The sequence below is a fragment of the Mariniflexile fucanivorans genome (assembly GCF_004341235.1).
Lineage (GTDB): Bacteria > Bacteroidota > Bacteroidia > Flavobacteriales > Flavobacteriaceae > Mariniflexile > Mariniflexile fucanivorans.
This window is the reverse complement of sequence record NZ_SLUP01000002.1, coordinates 218,436-239,620: the sequence shown is the minus strand read 5'-3', so window position 1 is coordinate 239,620 and position 21,185 is coordinate 218,436. Positions and strand designations below refer to the sequence as shown.

The window sequence follows — 21,185 nt, the reverse complement described above, 5'->3', positions numbered from 1 at the left end:
AATTAGTTAAGTTTTGTAGTTTCAGGTCCTTTGTTAATTATTTTTCCTGCGAGCATTAAAAACAACAGTCCTAGTAATAAATAGAGTCCAATAAAACCAAGTAAAGTAAATAAGGTGTTTCCAGATGAAACAGTGGGTGAAATTCCATCGGAAGTTCTTAATAAGTTATAAACCAACCAAGGTTGTCTGCCTAATTCTGCCGTGTACCAACCTGTTGTGTTTGCTATGTAAGGAAATGGGAGCATAAACATAATAGTCCATAAAATCCATTTTGAATTATAAAGTTTTTTTCTGAATAATTGTACGGCAGCCAATAGCATTAAGCCAATAAAGATAGTGCCTAAACCAACCATAATGTGATAGGCATAGTACAAACCTGGAATATTGGTTGGATGCAAACTTTCATCAAATTCATTTAAACCTTTTATTTGAGCATCCCAACGTTGATAGGTTAAAAAACTTAATATATTAGGAACGGCAATTTTGTTATCGAGTTTTTTATTTTCTGTATCAGGTTGACCTATTAATATAATTTCTGAACCTCCATCTTCCGTTTCAAAAATACCTTCCATAGCAGCAAAGGTTACAGGTTGATGTTTTACAACGTTTTTAGCTGTTAAATCTCCTGTTGGAAACGCCACCAATATGCTTGAAACTAAACCAAATATAACGCCTGTTTTTACAAACAGTTTTCCGAATTCGCTATGCTTATTATTTAACAAATAGAAAGCACCAACACCTGCCACTACAAACGAAGACGTAATAACAGAACCCATTTGATTATGCAAAAACGAAGGTAATAACCAAGGGTTTGAGAATAATGCACCAAAGTTAGTAAGTACAAATTTTCCGTTTTCTACAATTTCGTACCCTACAGGATATTGCATCCAAGAATGTGTGGCTATAATTAAATAGCCACTGGCCCACGAGCCTAAAAAGACCAGAAAGCCTGTTAAGAAATGTAGTTTTTGTCCGAGCAGTTTTTCCCCAAATAAAAAGAGCCCTAAAAAGGACGACTCTAAAAAGAAAGAAAACATACCTTCCATGGCTAATGTTTGTCCAATAATACCACCTGTGAGCTCAGAAAATTTTGCCCAATTGGTACCAAATTGAAATTCCATGGGAATACCAGTAACGACACCCATGGCAAAGTTGAGCGCAAAAATCTTCATCCAAAATTTTGCGGCGTCGTTGTATTTGTCAATTTTTGTTCTGAGGAATTTCCATTTAAAATAGACAATCATTAAAGAAAGTCCCATGGTTAATTGCGGAAATAAATAATGAAATGTGATAGTAAATGCGAATTGCATTCTATCGTAAAAGAGCATGTCTTCCATTTTTGAAAAGTATTTGGACAGTAAAAATCTATTTTGCAAATATAAAGTAAATCTTATTCTTTGGTATGTAACATTAGTAGCTGATTCTATTTATTTTTTTGAGTAAAATAAATTTATTCACAGGTTTGAAATATTGATATTGAGGCTAATTTTAGAAAACAATCTTGTTATTTAATATAATTTTAACACGCTTAAGTAACAAAGGTTACAAATTCGGCACGTCCTTACTCTTATTTTTGCTCTAATCTTGAAAATTCATACTTACATACCAGTTTTACTCACATTTGTGTTTTTGGCAAAATTCATTGCCATAGATGCCAATGGGTTAAATCTTCTATTTGGTGGAAACACTATCACTTTTGTAAAACCAAACTGCAAAAAGAAGAGTGCTCCTATACTGGCAAATAAAATTATGGATTTTTCGCAAGCTGATTTGGTTACATCTCAAGAGATTTTATTAAGTGGTTTTTGTACCTCTCAATTTCAGTTTGAATTGTTTTCTTGGACCACAAGAAACATAAAATCAATTACAGTTTATAACGATTATTTTACTTCAACATTAAGTTATCGCTATTTAGAAAGCGTTTCTCCACCTCCTCGTTTAGCATAATTTCTATTTATTTGAAATTTGAATTTGGTGTTTCTCAGTAGTTATAAAAACTATCTTGAAGAAACGCTTAAGTAATACAAAACTTTTTACATTTTAATAATGACGACAAAAATTTTAATAAGTCGCCGTTCCATACAATTATTGCGCATCCTAGTGAGTGGTATTTTCCTAGTAGCAGGAACAAATCATTTACTAAATATAGAAAAAACAGCAAAAAGGATAGAGCAAGCCAGCTTTAAAGGCATTGCCTATTTTTTTGGCGAGCCACAATGGCTTATTGTACTTTCAGGAATCGCAATGGTGTCAGCAGGTTTTCTATTCTTAATAGGATACAAAACAAAATGGGCTGCAATGGTATTATTGGCGGTTTTAATTCCAATTACATTAACCGTTCAAGTAGGGCAAATAACTACACTTGGACCTCTATTTAAAAACATAGCAATTTTAGGTGGACTTCTATTTTTTATAATGAACGACACCGATAACCTTTTAAAATAAAATAACATATGAAATCATATATTTTTAGTTCCATAATGCTAATAATTACGCTTGTTAGTAGTACAAATTTACAAGCACAGGAAACAGATAGCAGCAAAAATAATTATGTAGTGGTCACTAATAAAGTCGCCCAATTACAGCCTATTATATTAACCGCAGAAGCACTTAAAGCGGAAGAAGGCAAAGTCTTTGGCAATTTTGAAGTTATTATTTGTGGACAAGAAATAGGCGACATTACAGATGCTGAGAAAATAAACAAATTCATTAAAAAAGCCAAAGAAGCAGGAGTAACTATAGTCGCTTGTGGATTTTCACTCAATAAATTTAAAATAGATAGGGCATTAGTTCCTAAAGACATTAAAATTGTAGAAAACGGAATTCTTTACAATTTTCAACTTCAAAAACAAAATTATAAAAGCTTAAGCCTTTAATTATGACAAACTATAAAAGAACAATTTTAAAAACTGTTTTCCTTTTAGGAATGGTAATCTTAACGGTATCCTGTAAAACAGAAAAGAAGAACCAAATGACAAATAATAATGCAATTAAAAATGACACTTTAAGCATTACCATATTACAAACGGCGGATATTCATGGGCAGTTAGATACACATCCCGAATTATTCTGGGAAGACGAAAAAATTGTATTCAAAAATCGTGGTGGTCTTGCAAATATTAAAACGCTTTTTGATAAAGAACGCGAAGCAAACCCTAACAAAACAATTATTGTAGATGGAGGCGATTTAATACAAGGAAGCGGTTATGCTGCTCTATCGGAAGGTAAAGTAATGCAAGATGTGATTAAAAATATGGGTTACGATGTAATCATTCCTGGCAATTGGGAAGTCGTTTATGGCAAGAATATGATGCTAGAAATCATGAAAGGTTATGAAACCGATGTGATAGTTCAAAATATGTTTGATGATGAAAATGAAAACCCATTATTTCCCGCGTATGCTGTAAAAGAAATTGAAGGCGTACGTTTAGGTTTTGTTGGTATTAACGATCCAGACGTTCCTGTAAGGCAAAATCCTATTTTTAGTCAAGGTATTGGCTTTAGTGGTCTTGATGACCATTTGAAAAAAATGGTAGACGATATCAAAGTCAAAGAAAATATAGACGTACTTTTCTTAGTGACCCATATCGGAATTTTTAAACAAGTAGAACTGGCTAGTAACCCGATTGCAGAACATGCCGATTACATTTTAGGCAACGATACCCACGAACGTGTTCGTGAAATGATTCAAGGTAAGTATGCCAAAGTTACAGAACCCGGAGCTTTTGGTTCTTTCGTTGGAAAGTTAACATTGCATTTTGTAGATGGTAAATTGGTTGGCGATGCTTATGACCTTATTGATGTAGATCCTGAAGTTTATCCTGCTAACCAAAAAATTCAATCGTTGGTAGATAAAGCAAAAGCACCATATAAAGAGTATTTGGAAACTATTATTGGTTATACCAACACACCAATTTATAGATATTTAACTGTTGAAAACCCTATGGATAACATGATTACAGATGCTGCACGCTGGAAAACTGGTGCAGACATATCAATTTCTAACGGCTTCCGATTTGGAAATCCTATTGTGCCAGAAGATGGAAAACCTGCACCTATTACAAGAGCTAATTTATGGAATTTACTTCCTGTAAATGAACCTGTAAAAACTGGAAAAGCTACAGGTAAACAAATTAAAGATTGGTTAGAAAAAGAAATGCACAATGCCTTTTCTCAAAATCCAACCGAACGTTTTGGTGGCTGGTTGGTACGTTTTTCAGGAATGAAAGTCGATTTTAACAGTCAGAATGAAAGAGGCAAACGAATATCTTCAATAACAGTAAAAGGACAACCCATGCAAGATGATGAATATTATACCATTTCAGCTTGTGTACGTCCTGGCGATCCAATTGACAATTTGTGTAGAATGGCAAATGTGAAGGATGTTGAAGTAAAAGATTATACCATACACGAAGCTGTTGAAGAATATCTTCAAAAAAAATCGCCAGTATCGCCAACTTTAGAAGGAAGGGCGTATTGTGATTATCTTGGTGAGTATTCTTTTTCAACCGTTCCTCAAACGAATTATGAATTTCATTAAAAAAAATAAAACTATGAATAAAGAAAAAAAGAACATAAAAAAATCATGGATTAAGAATGGAATTTTTGTAGCTATTCTTGCTGTGCTTTACATCACTGGCTTACATACCGAAGTTATTGGTTTTGCGCAACGTGGACTGCTTGCAACGGGCTTAATGAATCCAGATATTGAAGAAATAGCACATGTTCAAAATAATGAAAATGAAACAAATCTGCCTCAAACTAAAACGGCAGATTTAAACTTAAAACTAATGGATAGTGAAGGAAATATTTCTTCTCTGGAAAATTTAAAAGGTAAAGTGATTTTTATGAACTATTGGGCTACATGGTGTCCACCTTGTGTTGCAGAAATGCCAAGTATAAATAAATTGTATGAAGAGATGGGAGATGACGTTGCTTTTGTAATGATCTCGTTCGACAAAGATTTTGAAAAAGCAAAATCTTTTAATAAAAGTAAAGGTTATAATTTTCCTATTTATACACTTGCAAGTAATATTCCTGAAATGTTTGAATCTTCTGCTTTACCAACCACATTTATTATCGATGCGAAAGGAAATTTAGCATTAACACATAAAGGAATGGCAGATTACAATACTTCGGAATTTAAAGAGTTTCTGAATGGTTTGAAGTAATATTTTTTTTGAAAGAGGAAATAATACTTAAAGTTTATTAGTTTCTTGGGAAGACAAATCACATCAGATGTAATTAAAAAATAAAACTTATGAAACTAAATATTTTATTTATAAACGACGTTCACGGTTACTTGGCACCACACCCAGAATTGTTTTACAACGAAACGGGTGAAGTGATTGAAACAGCTGGTGGTTATGCACATATTGCAGGATTGGTAGATGAGATTCGTAGCCAAAACCCGAATACATTATTTTTTGATGGAGGAGACACCTTACATGGTACAAAACCTTTAGTAGATTCTCAAGGAGAAGCTCTTGTGCCTATTTTAAATGCTTTAAAACTTGATGCCTTGGTTGGGCATTGGGATTTTGCCTATGGTCCAGAACATTTAAAAAATATAGATAAACAATTAGAATTTCCAACATTGGGATGCAATGTTTTTAAGGAAGATGGCTCTAATTTTTTGCAGCCCGCTATATTAATTCAAAAAGCGGGACTTAAAATTGGCGTAATTGGTATATGTGCCATGATTATTGATAAAGTGATGCCAGAAAAAATGAGTAAAGGTTTAAAGTTTACTTCAGGTGAAGAGGAACTTCCTAAGCATATAAAGCAATTGAAAGCAGAAGGAGCCGATATGATTATTTTGCTTTCGCACAATGGTTTTCCGCAAGATGTGGCACTTTTGAAAAAGGTAGATGGAATTGATATCTGTTTAAGTGCACATACCCACAACCGAAATTATAGTCCTATTGAAATTAATAATGCACGAATTGTACAATGCGGTTGTCACGGAGCATTTTTAGGAAATTTTACTTTGGAAATTCAAGACAAACAGATTAAAGATTGTGCGTTCGAACTTATAAAAATTGACGATTCTCTACCAAAAAATACGGATGTGGATCAGTTGGTTCAAAACATTTTGAAACCTTATAAGGATATTAGAACTGCTGCTTTAGGCACCACGGACCAAATTCTACATCGTTACAATACCATAAACTCCACTATGGATGAATTGCTCTTGAAAGCCATTGCACAAAGTACAAATACTGAAATTGCCTTTTCAAACGGATGGCGTTATGGGGCGCCAATTCCAAAAGGTAATATCACGGAAGATGATTTATATAATATTGCCCCAATGAATCCGCCAGTTTCAACTGTCCATTTAACAGGAAAAGAAATTAAGGACATGTTGGAAGAAAATCTGGAACGTACTTTTTGTAAAGATCCATTTGGGCAAATGGGAGGTTATGTAAAACGTGTTTTTGGCTTGCAAGTAAATATGCGTATTGAAAATCCAAGCGGCCACCGTATCCAGGAAATTTACTATAAAGGTTCCCACATAAATCCTGAAAAAATCTATAAAGTAAGTTTTGTGACTATGCAAGGTGTGGCGAAAAAATATGGTAAAAACCGAATAGAATCAGATATAAAAGCAGTTGAAGCTATGAAGCATTATCTTAAGCAGCATCCAAATTTCAGTCTTTCTAAAATTAAAAGTTTTCGCTTGGTATAATTCATTGTGCTTATTTAAAATTTCAAAAAACAAAACCCGAAGCATTGTTCTTTCGGGTTTGTTTTAATTATGATGGTATTGATTTTAATTTAATCTTGAAACTGTTTCACATCATCACTTAAATCGTAAACTGTTGCACCTTTTAATTTTTTATCAAGAATACTGCTACCAGCAGCACTACGATAACCTCCCGCACAATGCACTACAATAGGTTTGTTTGTTGGAATTTGTACTTCAGAATCTCTTAATTGATTTAGTGGTATAGAGATAGCTTTTTCGAAAATTTTACCTTCTTCAACTTCACTTTTGTTTCTTACATCAATTATTGTATAGGCTTCTGGGTGCTTTTTAAACTCATTTAAATTAAATGTTTCTGAATTTTCAAAAGTGGTTTTCCCCAAAGTCATCAAACCTTTTAACTGCTTTTCGTAGCCTATTTTAGCAATTCTGTTTAATATGGTATCACGATCTTTTATAGAATTTAGCACCACATAAAACGCTTCTTCTGGTTTAACAATGGAACCTAACCAGGTTTCAAATTTATCATCTTCGGTTTCTGCTTTAATATTAATGCTATTTTTTAAATGATTATTTTTAAAATCTTCATGACTCCTAGTATCTATTATCAAAGCATTATTAGCGTCAAACTGATTGATTTGAAACTGAAATGTTGTTTTTGCAATGCTCAATTCAAAATTATCGGCACCTTCTTTATTTATATCTACATTAAAACCAAAATATGAAGGAATAAAAGGTTGATCTTTTAAAATGTGATCTACAAACTGGTCTTCAGTTAAATTTTTAAACGCCCAGTTTTCATTTCTTTCTCTACCTAGAGTACTTGAAGCATCGTCGCTCATACTTTTCCCGCATAAGGAACCTGCTCCGTGCGCTGGATAAACCATGGTACTGTCTGGTAAATGATTAAACTTATTTTGTATTGTATGGTACATGCTTTTTGCTAATTCCTCTCTTTTAGCCTTCATATTACCAGCCTTTTCCCTTAAATCGGGTCGCCCAACATCCCCAATAAATAAGGTGTCTCCAGAAAACATAGCCTGATTATTATCATGGTCTTCTGCCATTACGGTAATGCTATCTGGTGAGTGTCCTGGGGTGTTTATAGCTTTAAATGTAATATTTGCCAACGTAACCACATCGCCATCATCAAAAGTTTTGTGCGGATAACTTGCACCAACCAATTTACTAACATATATGGTTGCCCCGGTTTCTTTATGTAATTGTAAATGGCTGCTTACAAAATCGGCATGTGGGTGGGTTTCAAAAATAGCCGTAATTTTTGCATGATGCTTTTCTGCCAACTTATAGTATGGTTCTGTATTTCTTGCAGGATCGACAATAGCCATTTGGTCTTCACTAATTATTACATACGAATAATGTGCCAATGGACTGTCTTTAATTTGTATAATGTTCATATTCCTTTTTTTAATGTCTTAATATAAAAAATTCGGTCTTATCTATAAAATAAAGACCGAATTTTTAAGATAATTTTAGATATTTTTCTTAGCCAAATACCAATCAACTTTTTCTAAAGAATCATCGTTAAGTCTGTCGTTTAGTTCATCTAAAGTTTTAGGTGGTCCAACAATAACTTTATCTCCTTTTTTCCAATCTAAAGGCATGGCTACTTTATATTTATCTGAAGTTTGTAAGGCTTCCAATGCTCTTAGAATTTCGTTCATATTTCTACCTACATTTAAAGGATAATACATGACCAAACGAATTTTTTTCTTAGGATCGATAAAGAAAACGGCTCTAACTGCAGCTGTTTCACTTTCATTAGGCTGAAGCATTCCGTAAAGTTTAGATACTTTCATATCGATATCTGCAATAATGGGGAAATCAAAATAAACTCCAGTATTTTCTCTTACATTTTGTACCCATCCTAAGTGTGCGTGAATACTATCGATACTCAATCCTAAAAGTTCGGTATTTAAGGCGTCGAATTCACTTTTTCTAGTTGCAAATCCACTCATTTCTGTGGTGCAAACAGGGGTGAAATCGGCTGGATGCGAGAACATAACCACCCATTTATCTTTTGCGAAATCTGAAAATTTAATTTTACCTTTTGTAGTCACAGCTTCAAAATCTGGTGCAAAATCACCAATTCTTGGCATGGCATTATTGTTTTCTGTTTTTTCTGTTAAATCTGTTGTATTCATAATTATAAGTATTTAATTTATTTATTGCAAATATATAACTTCATAGTATTTATCTATGCTACTAATGTTACTTAAAGAATCTAGTTTTAGTAATAACTTTATAAATTATTTAATGAATCAAAGTAGTATTATACTACCTCAAAGTCAATGATAAATATCAGTTTAATAACCAACAGACTGTTTTAAATTTGCTATAATTGAAAACAGGCACATACATAATAACTTTTATCTTAATGGTATTGATTTTATTCAATAGCACTAGGGTATCTTTTACATATGCTTATTATGAATTGGATAAAATGGGATTTATTGAAAATCTTTGTGAAAATAAAGACAAACCCGAACTTCAATGTAATGGTAAATGCCATTTAAAAAAAGTTGCAGAATCGCAAAGTAAAGAGCAGAAAACACCAGAAAGTATTATTGATTTTAAGGAACTTTTATTATACCCAAGCCCCATTTCAGAATTTGTATTTACCAATAAAATAGAGTGCAAAAAACAGCATTTCTCATATTATTTCAACCTATATTCTTTTAGTGATATAGAAGGTTGTTTTCGTCCGCCACGAGTTTCATAAGTTTTTTTAATTGGTAGTAAGCACTGCCTAAATTATTTAAATTAATATAATATTGAAACTGATGAAAACATTATACAGTGTGCTTTTATGCACGCTTATTACAGCTGTATCTTATGGTCAAGAACTAAAACCGACTGAAAAAGATACTATTAAACAAAAAATAACAAAACTTAATGAAGTGATTGTTACCGGAAATTTAAAAACAGATCCGGTACTAACCGTTGTTGCCAATAATTATGATGAAAAGGTTGTACAGCCTAAAAATGTGGCCGATTTATTCAATAACATCAATGGGTTTTCGGTAATTAAAAGAGGGAATTATGCCATCGATCCTTCCTTTAGAGCAGCACAATACGAACAATTAAACATTCAGTATGATGGTGGCACCAAAGCAATGCATGCATGCCCGAATAGAATGGACCCCATTACCACCCATATAATTCCTGAAGAAATTGCTAAAATTGAAATTATAAAAGGCCCTTATACCGTGAGGTACGGAGCTACTTTTGGAGGTATTGTAAATTTGGTAACCCAAAAAACAGATTATGAAGAACTTGGTTTACACGGAAAAGTTTCAGGTGGTTATGAAAGCAATGGAAACTCCTTAGTAAATTTAGTGCAACTTCAATATATACAGAATAAATATGATATTGTTGCCAATGCAGGTTACCGGGATTTTGGAAATTATGAAGATGGTGATGGAGTTGAAATTCCATCGTCTTTTAGAAGTACCGATTATGGCTTAAAAATGGGCTATAATTTTTCTGACGATCAACGCTTGCAAGCACATTGGAGACAATCTTTTGGACGTGACGTGTTACATGCGGCACTACCTATGGATACAGAGTACGACAATAGCAGTATTATTTCCTTGGACTATACATTGGACAACATGGGTGAAATTGCAAAAGCATTAACCGCAAAGGTTTATTACAGTTATGTTGATCATTTAATGACCAATAATAACCGACCTTCTTTTATGATGACGGAATCTTCATCTGCTGTCGATGCTACCACGGCTGGTGGTAAAATTGAACTTAATTGGCATCCCATTGAAAAATTGAATGTGTTTTCAGGTTTAGATGCCATGCATGTTGCAAGAGATGGTGGTAGAACAAGATTGGTGAAAATAATGAACGGTACTACTTTGCCAACACCCAGAACCTTTAATGATAAGGTTTGGCAGGATTCCTACATCAACGATTTTGGTGTTTTTACAGAAGCTAAATACAGTTTAAATTCTAAAACGGTTCTTACCGCAGGCATGCGTTATGATAATGTTACTGCCGATATACAGGATCCTGAAGAAGACTTTGCAGCCATGTACGATCTTGAAAAACGTACAGAACATAATATTAGTGGAACGGTTTCCGTAAAAAAAGTAGTTTCAAATAGGTTTACTTTAGAAGCTGCTTATGGTCGAGGTGTTCGGTCTGCAAATATGATAGAACGTTTCATCAATCACTTTTCCGTAGGTCAAGATCCATATGAATATATTGGGAATCCAGATTTAAAAGCAGAAGTTAATAATCAATTTGAAATTGGATTTAAAGGAAACGAACCATTAAAAAATGGTTTTAATAGTTTTAAATATGAAACGTCTTTTTACTATTCGTTTTTCGAAAACTATATTGTGGGTATTGTAGATGAAACTTTAAACCGAAAGTTCAGCCCTACGGTTCAGCCAATAAACCCAAAAGTGTTTAGAAATCTTGATGAAGCCTATAAAACCGGTTTTGAAGCGATGGTTCAATTAGATTTTTTAGATGATTATTTTCTAAAATCTGAACTCTCTTATGTGTACTCCAAAAACAAAGATTTGGCAGAATCATTGCCACTAACACCACCGTTAACAACCCGATTATTTTTTGGAATTGAAAAGGATAAATTTTGGGGAAATATTCAGTACAATGTAGTATCAAAACAAGAAAATATTTCTAAAAGTTTTGGCGAAACAGAAACTGATGGTTATCAAACATTGGATTTTAGGTTGGGCTTAAAACCAATTAAAAATGTTACGCTGGGTGTTGCTGTTATAAATGCATTAGATGAAGCTTATGTCAACCATTTAAACTTTTCGTTTACAAATCAAGCAGATTTGGGAAACACTCCAATTACAGAACCAGGTAGAAATTTTTCCGCCTTTTTACAATATAAATTTTAGTTGTTTTTCCACAATAAAAAAAGGGTAGTTTATTATAAACTACCCCTTTTTTTGCTATAAATTAATTTTAATCAGTGTTCTGTGTTTTCGTCTTCATTCAGATTGTTAGAAACATCTTTATCTTTTCCTTTCATCATAAAATTAATGAGTATACCAACTAAGGTAATACAAACTAAAGCGAAGATTGCAATCATGACAACTCCGTTAGACCAACTATATAATGCTATTAAAGATTTAATCATACTTTTTCTGTTTTTTTTCTGAGTATAAAATTACAAACTTAATTCTTATGAAATATGACATTTGTCAGTAAACCGAATATAGTTCGATGCTTTTATAAAACCTTTTTAGTAAGTGGTTATTATGTTAATAATTTCATCTTTTTGTAATACACCCGATTGTTTCCATACCTGTTTTCCATCTTTAAATAGCATCATGGTTGGTACACCTCTTACTTTGTATTTTGCAGCTAAGGCTTGGTTTTTATCCACATCTATTTTTACAATAGATACACGATCGCCTAAGCTATCTTTTACTTGTTTTAAAATGGGCGCTAACATTTTACATGGTCCGCACCATTCTGCAAAGAAATCGACCAAAACTGGTTTATCTTGATTTATTAATTCTGAAAATTTGCTCATACCTGACATGTTTTTATTTATCAAAAGTAATACTCCAAATACCTCTTACTTCATTTACATCATACCCAATAGCTTTATCGGTATGGTATAAATTTTTAATTTTTGTTAATGTTGATTTTTCAATAGTTTCATTTGGTTTTCCATGGCATTGTAGGCACATGGTATTTGTGGTAATAGGGTAGAAGACCTGAACTTTATCATCCAACTCTTTTACAATTGGTTTAGGTTCTTCGTTGTTTCCAACTACTTCTTTGAATGTTTTAATATATTTTAATTCTTCAGTATTTGCTTGGTTTTGTGGGTTTCTAGGTTTATCCGTTGCCCGCTTAATGGTTGCGTTATGCACAACAGCCATACTATCCGTCAACGGGTATGCCTCTACATTACAAAATGATAAAGCTTCCAAAGTGCCTTTTTTTTGAATGGTTCCCATTAAATTTTTACCTAATACGGCTTTAGTGGTCAATGCATATTTCAAACCACGTTCAGCATAAGGTAAATTTTGAAAATTAGTTTGGGATTTTTCTTGTCCCATTTCTTTGCCTTGTGCATTGCCTGTGCCTATTTCCTCATTAAAATGTTTTTCAAAATCTTTTGAACCTTCAATATCATTATCAAACATGTAATCTGCAATTTGTTCTATGGTTTTTTCAGGATATGGTGTTTTTGGCATCACACCAAAACGATCTACAGAACCAACCATTTTTGCATCGTCTTTATTCGGGTTTTTAATCCAAGCTTGCATTTTAGCGATAAATTCTTCTTTTGAAGTGTTGCTGTCAATATAATGGTTTTTAACGGCTACCATTGCCGGCGCAATTCTATCTTCTTCACTAGCAGCAGGATTATGACAAACATAACAATTGGTTTCCATTAACTTTTTACCTGGATGTAATGGTGTATTCTCTTCTTTATCTTTGGAAATGTAATTTCCTTTTTTAGAATTATTGCAGCTAAAAACCAAAGAGATAAACACTATTGTTATGATGTTTTTTATCATACTTATTATTTTATTTTGATAGTTTGCCCGTAGCACAACTTACAAAAGATTTAGCTTTTGATGTTAAAGAATTCGAATCTTCTATGGACGGATACCCTAAACTTTTTAATTTATCTTTCACCTTAATAGTGTCTTCTTCATTCAAATAATTGAAAGTTACCTTGCTTTCATCAACATCTACATGCAAGTTAGTAATATTTTCAATAGTTGCAAGTTTGGTTGATATGGTATGTGCACAACCACCACATTTTAGGTTTTGTACTAATATTGATGCAATCATGATATTTTTTAATTTGGTTTTTTAATATTTTCAAAAATACTATCTGTAAATAATATGTTGAGTAACATTGGTTACATTGTTCATATTTAATTTAAAATCTGAAATATAACTTATGGGATATGTGTATCTCTGATTAATTTGAAGACGTAAAAGGGTTAAAATCTTGAAAGAAATCTTTATAATTATATAATAAGCCTTATTCTTTAAAGCAATATCTTCACAAAAGTATTTTTAATACATTAAAGTGATACTAAATAAATCAGTTATTACATACAAGCGTTTCTAAATTTTCATGGTTATACTTAAAAAAGTTGCGAAAATCGTTTTAAAAATCTTGCTCATATTTGTAGCGGTTTTTTTATTGATTGTACTTGCATTACAAATTCCCTTTGTTCAGAATTTTGTAAAGGACAAGGCTGTGGTTTATTTGCAAGAAAAAATAAAAACAAAAGTAGAAGTGGGTTCTATCGAAATTGGCCTGCCTAAAAAAGTTATTCTACACGATTTTTACTTCGAAGACCAATCTAAAGACACTCTGTTGGCTGGAGAAACATTGAAAATTGATATTGATTTGCTCAAATTATTGAACAATACGGTAGAAATTAATTCCATCGATTTAGAAAATATTACAGCTAATATTAAAGTAAACAACGATTCTGTATTTAACTTCGATTACATTATCAAAGCATTTGAAACCAATGAACCGAAAACAGATACTGAACCCATGGAGATTTCTGTTAAAAACATAAATCTGGACCAAATAAAATTCACCTACCAAGATGCCGTTGCAAAAAATAATATCAATTTATTTATTTATCATTTTGATACGGACATTAAGACATTTGATTTAGAAAACTTAACATTTGATGTTCCTGAAATCAATTTAAAAGGATTAAGATTGGTTTTAGATCAAGATATAGTGGAAGCTTCTAAAAAAGCCACTGAAAAAATTGAAAATGAATCAAATACAAACATATTAAAGCTAGGTTTAAAGGATATTAACTTAGAGAATATTGATATAAAGTATAAAGATGCCATTACAAATCTTGATACTAAAATTCAATTTAAGAAATTAAAAACCGAAGTTGAAATCATTGATTTAGAAAAGCAGATTATTGCTTTAAAAACTATAGAATTGATTGAAACTAACGGTGAAATTACCTTAACCGCATCCAATAAGAGTACGGAAAGCAAAGAGAAAACTGCTGAAAACACATCAAGTTCTTCATGGAAAATAGATGTTGCGGACATTTCCCTGACCAACTTAAATTTTGCTTTCGATAACAATAATGCCGTAAAAACGGTTCAAGGTATTGATTTCAATCATTTAAAATTGAACGATTTAAATTTTCAAGGAAAATCAATTGCCATAAACAATACGGCATACAGTGGAGAAATTGAAACCCTATCTTTTAAAGAAAAAAGTGGTTTTAGTTTGGAAGCATTAACCACAGAGTTTAACTATGCTTCCCAAAGCGCTTCGCTTAAAAAATTGTATTTGCAAACGCCACAGACTACCTTGCAAAACAATATTTTAATTTTTTATCCTTCTATTGAATCTTTAAGTGAAAATCCAGAAAACCTAGTTGTCGATGCGAATTTAATAGATAGTAAATTGGGATTTAAAGATGTTTTGTTATTGGTGCCTCAGTTGAATTCCAATGATATTTTTAAGAACAATCCCAATGCTATAGTTAACTTTAATGCTATTATAAAAGGTAAAATTGATGATTTAAATATAAATACGTTTACTGCAAATGGTATTGGTAGCACAAATGTTAATATAAACGGAACCATTAGCGGTTTGCCCAACATTGAAAAAGCAATTTTTAATCTTAATATTCTTAATTTTGAAACTTCTTCAAAAGATATTTATTCATTTACGCCTAAAAATACCATTCCAAACACCATTAAGTTACCTGAAAACCTAAATGTAGAAGGAAATTTTAAAGGTAGCCTAAATGATTTTCAAACGCGTTTGAATTTGAAAAGTTCAATGGGTAATGCTCTTGTGGAAGCCACTTTTGACCAATCACGAAAAAATAATGAAAAATACATCGCCGATGCTAGCGTGGAAAATTTCGATTTGGGTAAATTCATTAAAAACGATCAATTTGGAAAAGTAACCGTTAACGCTACTGTAAATGGTAGAAGTCTTGATCCTTCCACCATGACTGCGAAACTAAATTCTGAAATTGTTACAGCAAAATTCAATAATTATGATTATAAGAATATACTCCTTAACGGAAGTATTGATAAAGGTGTTTATGTAGTTAAAGCAAGTTCTAAAGACCCAAATTTAAATTTTGATTTAGATGCCAATGGGTCTTCCAATCCAGAAAAACCGACAGTAGATTTAAAGCTGAATATGGAATTAGTCGATTTAAATAAACTCAATCTTCATGCAGGCCCTTTAAAAATGAAAGGGAATATTACCGCCAATTTTGAAGATTTAAATCCTGATAATCTAAATGGAACTCTACGTGCCAATAATTTTTTAATTGCTTTAGAAAAAGAACAATTTCCGTTGGATACCATAAGTGTTATCGCTAAATCCAATATAGAAAAAGATTCTATTATTTTAAAATCGCAATTTGCAAATGGTTTGATTACTGGAAATTACAAATTATCAACCATAGCCGATCAATTGACGAATTCCATTTCAAAATATTATCAACTGGACAAAGCATATGTTAAAAATGAAGAAAATCAGAATTTAGATTTTGAATTCATTATTAAAGACAATGTTATTACCAAAAAAATAATTCCTGAAATTATAGAATTATCTGAAATCACATTGAATGGAAGTTACAATTCCGTGAATGATTCTATTGTAATCAATGCCGTTATTCCAAGGTTAAATTATGCAAACAATGAAGTTTCAAATGGGGTTTTAAAAGTAAATACAAAAACGGATGCATTACTTTATGATTTGTCTTTAGATAAAATAAAAGTATCTGCATTTGAAATTCAAAAAACATCATTAACAGGCACTTTAGAAGATAAAACGGTAGATTACACCCTAAATATAAAAGATGTACAAAACAAGGATAAATATATTATTTCAGGTGTTTATAAAGATAGTTTAGGCGCATCCGTCATCAGTTTTAATCCTGAAAAATTACTTTTAAATTACGAAGATTGGAAAATTGATGATGCTAATTTTATAAAGTTAGAGAAGAAAAGAATCATGGTTTCCAATTTCAAAATTGAAAACGGTCAACAATCATTTTCAGTTCAATCTGAAAATAACACGTTAAATGCACCCATTTTAGCAAATTTTGAAAATTTTAAGCTGGAATCTTTAACAAGTATTGCCAAATCAAATTTTGAAATAGGAGGAACCATTAATGGAGAAGCTACGTTAAATGATGTAACCTCTAATTTATTATTTGTTGCCGATTTAGATATCGAAAATCTCAAAATGAAAAACGATACGGTAGGAAATTTAAATGTGAAAGTAGATAATAAAACCGCCAATTTGTATAGTGCCAATGTAACGTTAACGGGTTTAGATAATCAATTAAATTTGGAAGGAAACTACAATGTAACGTCTGAAAATTTAGATTTTAATGTCGATATTCAAAAACTTCAAATGACATCCCTTCAACCGTTCACTTTAGAAAATTTAAAAGAAAGTGAAGGTTTTTTAAAAGGAAAATTAGATATCACCGGAAAAGCCGCCAACCCCAATGTAAATGGTAATATTAAGTTTAATGATGTGGGGTTTCTGGTAGTGCCATTAAATTCAAAATTTAATTTGATTAATGATGAGATTGTTTTTAATTCTGATAAAATTGTTTTTGATGATTTTAAATTACAGGATGAAAATGGAAATCCTTTAAAAATAAGTGGTTCTATTGATAGTAAAGATTACACCAATTTAGGATTCAATTTAAATGTAATTGCCGATAATTTTAGGGCCGTAAATTCAGAAGCAAAAGACAACGATTTGTTTTATGGTGAACTCTATTTAGATAATAATTTGGGTATAAAAGGAACTTTAGAAAGCCCTATTATAGATGGAACAATTAAAATTAATGCCGATACTAAATTTACCATCGTATTGCCACAAAGCGATCCATCCATTGCAGATAGGGAAGGCATTGTGGAATTTATAGACCAAGACCAACCGGTATTGATTACCTATGAAGATCCAACAAAACAAATTACCCAAACAGAAGTAAAAGGCATCGATGCATCAGTAAATATTGAAGTGGACAAAGAAGCGGAAATTTCTATAATTATAGATGAAGTTAATGGCGATTATTTAAAACTTAAAGGTGAAGCAGAACTAACAGGAGGCATCGATCCATCGGGAAAAACAACCCTAACCGGAAAATATGAATTTACTGGTGGTGCTTATGAAATGAATTTCAACTTGATAAAAAGAAAATTTGAAATAGAACCCGAAAGTTATATTCTGTGGACGGGAGAACCTACAACCGCAAACATCAATATAACGGCCGTTTATAATGTAGAAGCTTCGCCATTAGATTTAGTGGACGACCAGTTAGTTGGTATAACTCCTGAAACTAGAAATACATACAAACAAAAAATCCCTTTTGAAACAAATTTAATAATGAAAGGTGAGTTATTGCAGCCCGAAATTACTTTTGATATTGTTTTACCAGATGGAAACAATGATGTATCAACCGAAATAATCAATACAACACAAACCAAGTTAGAACAGATTAGAACAGATGAAGATGCGCTTAATAAACAAGTATTTGCTCTTTTGTTATTGAACCGTTTTATAGGCGAAAATCCTTTTGAAAGTGAAGCGGGCGGTACCAGTGGTGCATTTTTAGCAAAACAAAGTGTGAGCAAAATTTTATCGCAGCAGCTTAATAATTTGGCTGGAGATTTAATAAAAGGCTTTGAATTAGATTTTGATTTGGAAGCTACAGAAGACTATTCATCTGGTGAAAGAGAAGAACGAACCGATTTGAATGTGGGCCTTTCAAAACAATTATTGGACGACCGATTAAAAGTAACCGTAGGCAGTAGTTTTGGGTTGGAGGGTGAAGGTCAGGAAAATGAACAAGCTACCAATATAGCAGGCGATGTAACAGCCGATTATTTGCTTACAAAAGATGGTAGATACAAAATAAGAGCTTACAGAAAAAACAATTACCAGGTGGCTTTACAAGGTCAAGTTATTGAAACGGGGGTCGCGTTTATAATCACCATGAACTATGATAAGTTTAGGGAATTGTTTCACTCAAAGCGAAAAGGCAACAGAAAAAACAAGAACAAGAATGAAAATTAATAATTATATAGCTCTATTATTTTCAGTAGCCTTCCTGTTAGGCTGTAGTGGAACACGTAAAATTCCCGAAGGCAATTTATTGTATGTTGGTCATACCTTAAAGATTGAAAAGGGCAAAGAACCTAAAAAAACAAGAAAAGCGATAGAGTCTGCATTGAATGAATTAATTCGTCCAGAACCAAACAAATCTTTTTTAGGCATGCGCCCAAGCCTCTTTTTTTATAACATATTCGATACCGTAAATAAAGATAAAGGTTTTAAACATTGGGTAAAATACAAACTAGGAAAAGCGCCTGTTTTAATGAGTAAAGTGGATTTGGAATACAATAAAAAAGTAATTCAAAATTATGTTGAAAACAAAGGCTTTTTTAATGCAGAATCAAGTGCGGATTCCACAAGAACAGGAAAAAAAGCAAAAGCTAATTATGAAGTGAATTTACATAATCAGTATAAAATTAAATCGGTTGTTTTTCCTAAAGATTCTATACTTCTTGCGAATGAAATTGATACTTTAAAAGAAAACAGTCTATTAAAAATAGGAAAACCCTATGATTTAGACGTTATAAAAAGCGAACGAACACGCATAGATACCAAACTTAAAGAACGTGGTTTTTATTATTTTAATGAAGATTATCTTTTAGTTCAAGTTGATAGTACGGTTGCCAATCATGAAGTAGATTTATTGGTTAAAATAAAAAATGATATTCCTGAAAAAGCCAAAAATCAATATAGAATCAATAACATATTTGTTTACCCAAGCTTCAATTTGAAAAGGGACACCATTTCTACAAGAAAAATGGAAACCACTAAATATGAAGATCTTACTATAATAGACAACAAAACGGTGTTTAAACCCTTCATATTTGATAAAACGCTGTTATTCAATAAGGGAGATTTGTACAACAGAACTACGCATAATTTATCATTAAATAGATTAATAACTTTAGGCACATTTAAATTTGTAAAAAATGAATTTAAAGAAAATGATTCATTAGAAAATAATTTGGATGCGTATTATTATTTAACTCCTTTGCAAAAAAAATCCATACAAGTAGAAGCCTTGGCTAAAACAAATTCAGCCAATTATTCAGGTACGGAATTGAATGTTAATTGGAGCAATCGCAATACGTTCAAAGGTGCTGAACTATTAAAAATATCGGCATTTGCAGGTTTAGAAGCACAAGTTTCAGGACAAAACAATGGGTTTAACGTGTATCGATTTGGTGGTGAAGCTAACTTAATTTGGCCTCGATTTATTTCACCTTTTACCATGAGTTCAGGTAGCGCCTACGTACCTAATACCAAAGCATCTTTAAGTTACGAATATCAATTACGTACCAAATTATATTCCTTAAAAACATTCAACGGGTCGTTTGGCTATTTATGGAAGGAAAATGAGCGTAAAGAACACAATCTTAATGTGGTGAACATCGCATATACATCTTCCAACAATGTTTCAGATTTATATAAATCACAAATTGCTGAAAATCCTTCGCTACAAAAAGTAATCGATAAACAATTTATTTTAGGTACTACCTATTCTTACACCTACACCAATACGATGTTGAAGAATAAAAAAAATAATATTTATTTTAAAGGTGAAGTCGATTTGTCAGGAAACTCGGTAGGCTTAATATTGGGTGCTAACGATAGCGATAACCCCAAAAGTATATTGGGCGTTCCGTTTAGCCAATATTCAAAATTAGAAATGGATTTTCGCCATTATTATAATTTTAACAAGCAAACTACGCTGGCCAGTAGAATTATAGTAGGAGCAGGAATTCCATATGGAAATTCTGAAGAGTTGCCTTTCATTAAACAGTTCTTCATTGGAGGAACCAGTAGTATTAGAGCTTTTAGGGCGCGTTCTATTGGTCCAGGAACTTTTAATGGCAATGAAGTAACCAATTCGTTTTTACCAGACCAATCGGGCGATTTAAAATTGGAATTAAATACAGAATTAAGAACCACGCTTTACAAATTTGTTAAAGGAGCGCTATTTGTTGATGCGGGTAATATTTGGTTGCTAAATGAAAGTGCTGAAAAACCCGGAGCAAAATTTTCGGGTCAATTTTTAAATGAATTAGCCGTTGGAGCAGGTGTAGGGCTTCGATTCGATTTTAGTTTCTTGGTATTGAGAACAGATTTTGCATTCCCTTTAAGAAAACCATATTTGCAAGAAGGAAATCGATGGGTTATTGATGATATTAGCTTTGGAAATAGTGGCTGGAGAAAAGAAAATTTAATATTCAATTTAGCTATTGGTTATCCTTTTTAATATGATTTTATTAAGGATTGTTTTAAGTGTAAATTTTAATTAATTCCAATACAATCAATTCCCATCTATTTCATTGATATTCTATAATAAATGGTAAAAAT

The 21,185-nt window shown here is 32.1% G+C and carries 17 protein-coding genes; 10 read left to right on the top strand and 7 right to left on the bottom strand.

Going from position 1 to position 21,185, the window contains the following annotated elements; all coding sequences use genetic code 11:
- Nucleotides 1-2: 2 nt before the first annotated feature.
- On the bottom strand, nt 3-1,337 hold the full coding sequence (locus EV196_RS04505) for a cytochrome ubiquinol oxidase subunit I (protein WP_132215373.1): 1,335 nt from the start codon (nt 1,335-1,337) through the stop codon (nt 3-5).
- Nucleotides 1,338-1,623: 286 nt separating this feature from the next.
- On the opposite strand from EV196_RS04505, the gene EV196_RS04500 reads away from it, so the two are divergent.
- The 6 genes from EV196_RS04500 to EV196_RS04475 all read left to right on the top strand — a co-directional run bounded on the left by EV196_RS04500 (nt 1,624) and on the right by EV196_RS04475 (nt 6,688).
- Nucleotides 1,624-1,947 carry a hypothetical protein gene (locus EV196_RS04500; RefSeq protein WP_243652191.1) on the top strand — a complete coding sequence of 108 codons (324 nt, stop codon included), beginning with the start codon at nt 1,624-1,626 and terminating at the stop codon, nt 1,945-1,947.
- A gap of 99 nt (nt 1,948-2,046) precedes the next feature.
- Complete coding sequence (locus tag EV196_RS04495; RefSeq protein WP_132215371.1) at nt 2,047-2,445, top strand: DoxX family protein; 399 nt, start codon at nt 2,047-2,049, stop codon at nt 2,443-2,445.
- Nucleotides 2,446-2,453: 8 nt separating this feature from the next.
- Nucleotides 2,454-2,876 carry a DsrE family protein gene (locus tag EV196_RS04490; RefSeq protein ID WP_132215369.1) on the top strand — a complete coding sequence of 141 codons (423 nt, stop codon included), beginning with the start codon at nt 2,454-2,456 and terminating at the stop codon, nt 2,874-2,876.
- A gap of 2 nt (nt 2,877-2,878) precedes the next feature.
- On the top strand, nt 2,879-4,540 hold the full coding sequence (locus tag EV196_RS04485; protein ID WP_132215367.1) for a bifunctional metallophosphatase/5'-nucleotidase: 1,662 nt from the start codon (nt 2,879-2,881) through the stop codon (nt 4,538-4,540).
- Between the two features lie 13 nt (nt 4,541-4,553).
- Entirely contained in the window at nt 4,554-5,171 is a 618-nt protein-coding gene (locus EV196_RS04480) for a TlpA family protein disulfide reductase (protein ID WP_132215365.1), read from the top strand.
- A gap of 89 nt (nt 5,172-5,260) precedes the next feature.
- Nucleotides 5,261-6,688 (top strand): bifunctional metallophosphatase/5'-nucleotidase, encoded by a 1,428-nt coding sequence (locus EV196_RS04475; RefSeq protein WP_132215363.1) that lies wholly within the window; start codon nt 5,261-5,263, stop codon nt 6,686-6,688.
- An 89-nt stretch (nt 6,689-6,777) separates the two neighbouring features.
- Here the strand turns inward: EV196_RS04475 and EV196_RS04470 are convergent, their stop codons facing one another.
- Nucleotides 6,778-8,124, bottom strand: a complete 1,347-nt coding sequence (locus EV196_RS04470; protein ID WP_132215361.1) for an MBL fold metallo-hydrolase — start codon at nt 8,122-8,124, stop codon at nt 6,778-6,780.
- A gap of 75 nt (nt 8,125-8,199) precedes the next feature.
- Nucleotides 8,200-8,871 (bottom strand): peroxiredoxin, encoded by a 672-nt coding sequence (locus EV196_RS04465; protein WP_132215359.1) that lies wholly within the window; start codon nt 8,869-8,871, stop codon nt 8,200-8,202.
- Nucleotides 8,872-9,068: 197 nt separating this feature from the next.
- Between EV196_RS04465 and EV196_RS04460 the strand changes: the two genes are divergently transcribed.
- The gene (locus EV196_RS04460; protein WP_132215357.1) at nt 9,069-9,449 is read left to right on the top strand and encodes a hypothetical protein; all 381 of its coding nucleotides are present in this window, start codon (nt 9,069-9,071) and stop codon (nt 9,447-9,449) included.
- Nucleotides 9,450-9,510: 61 nt separating this feature from the next.
- Complete coding sequence (locus tag EV196_RS04455) at nt 9,511-11,613, top strand: TonB-dependent receptor domain-containing protein (protein ID WP_132215355.1); 2,103 nt, start codon at nt 9,511-9,513, stop codon at nt 11,611-11,613.
- A gap of 71 nt (nt 11,614-11,684) precedes the next feature.
- Here EV196_RS04455 and EV196_RS20190 read toward each other — a convergent pair whose 3' ends face one another.
- The 4 genes from EV196_RS20190 to EV196_RS04440 form a co-directional block, all read right to left on the bottom strand.
- Nucleotides 11,685-11,807: a hypothetical protein gene (locus tag EV196_RS20190; protein ID WP_262711323.1), complete on the bottom strand. Its 123-nt coding sequence runs from the start codon at nt 11,805-11,807 to the stop codon at nt 11,685-11,687.
- A gap of 153 nt (nt 11,808-11,960) precedes the next feature.
- The gene (trxA, locus tag EV196_RS04450; protein WP_132215353.1) at nt 11,961-12,254 is read right to left on the bottom strand and encodes a thioredoxin; all 294 of its coding nucleotides are present in this window, start codon (nt 12,252-12,254) and stop codon (nt 11,961-11,963) included.
- A 13-nt stretch (nt 12,255-12,267) separates the two neighbouring features.
- Nucleotides 12,268-13,254 carry a Tll0287-like domain-containing protein gene (locus tag EV196_RS04445; RefSeq protein WP_132215351.1) on the bottom strand — a complete coding sequence of 329 codons (987 nt, stop codon included), beginning with the start codon at nt 13,252-13,254 and terminating at the stop codon, nt 12,268-12,270.
- 10 nt (nt 13,255-13,264) lie between these two features.
- Nucleotides 13,265-13,534, bottom strand: coding sequence for a heavy-metal-associated domain-containing protein (locus EV196_RS04440; protein WP_132215349.1), 270 nt, complete (start codon nt 13,532-13,534; stop codon nt 13,265-13,267).
- A 292-nt stretch (nt 13,535-13,826) separates the two neighbouring features.
- On the opposite strand from EV196_RS04440, the gene EV196_RS04435 reads away from it, so the two are divergent.
- Both EV196_RS04435 and tamL read left to right on the top strand, forming a co-directional pair.
- Nucleotides 13,827-18,806 (top strand): translocation/assembly module TamB domain-containing protein, encoded by a 4,980-nt coding sequence (locus EV196_RS04435; protein WP_132215347.1) that lies wholly within the window; start codon nt 13,827-13,829, stop codon nt 18,804-18,806.
- Nucleotides 18,796-21,084 (top strand): translocation and assembly module lipoprotein TamL, encoded by a 2,289-nt coding sequence (gene tamL / locus EV196_RS04430; RefSeq protein WP_132215345.1) that lies wholly within the window; start codon nt 18,796-18,798, stop codon nt 21,082-21,084. Before EV196_RS04435 ends, tamL begins: the two co-directional genes overlap by 11 nt.
- Nucleotides 21,085-21,185: the final 101 nt, after the last annotated feature.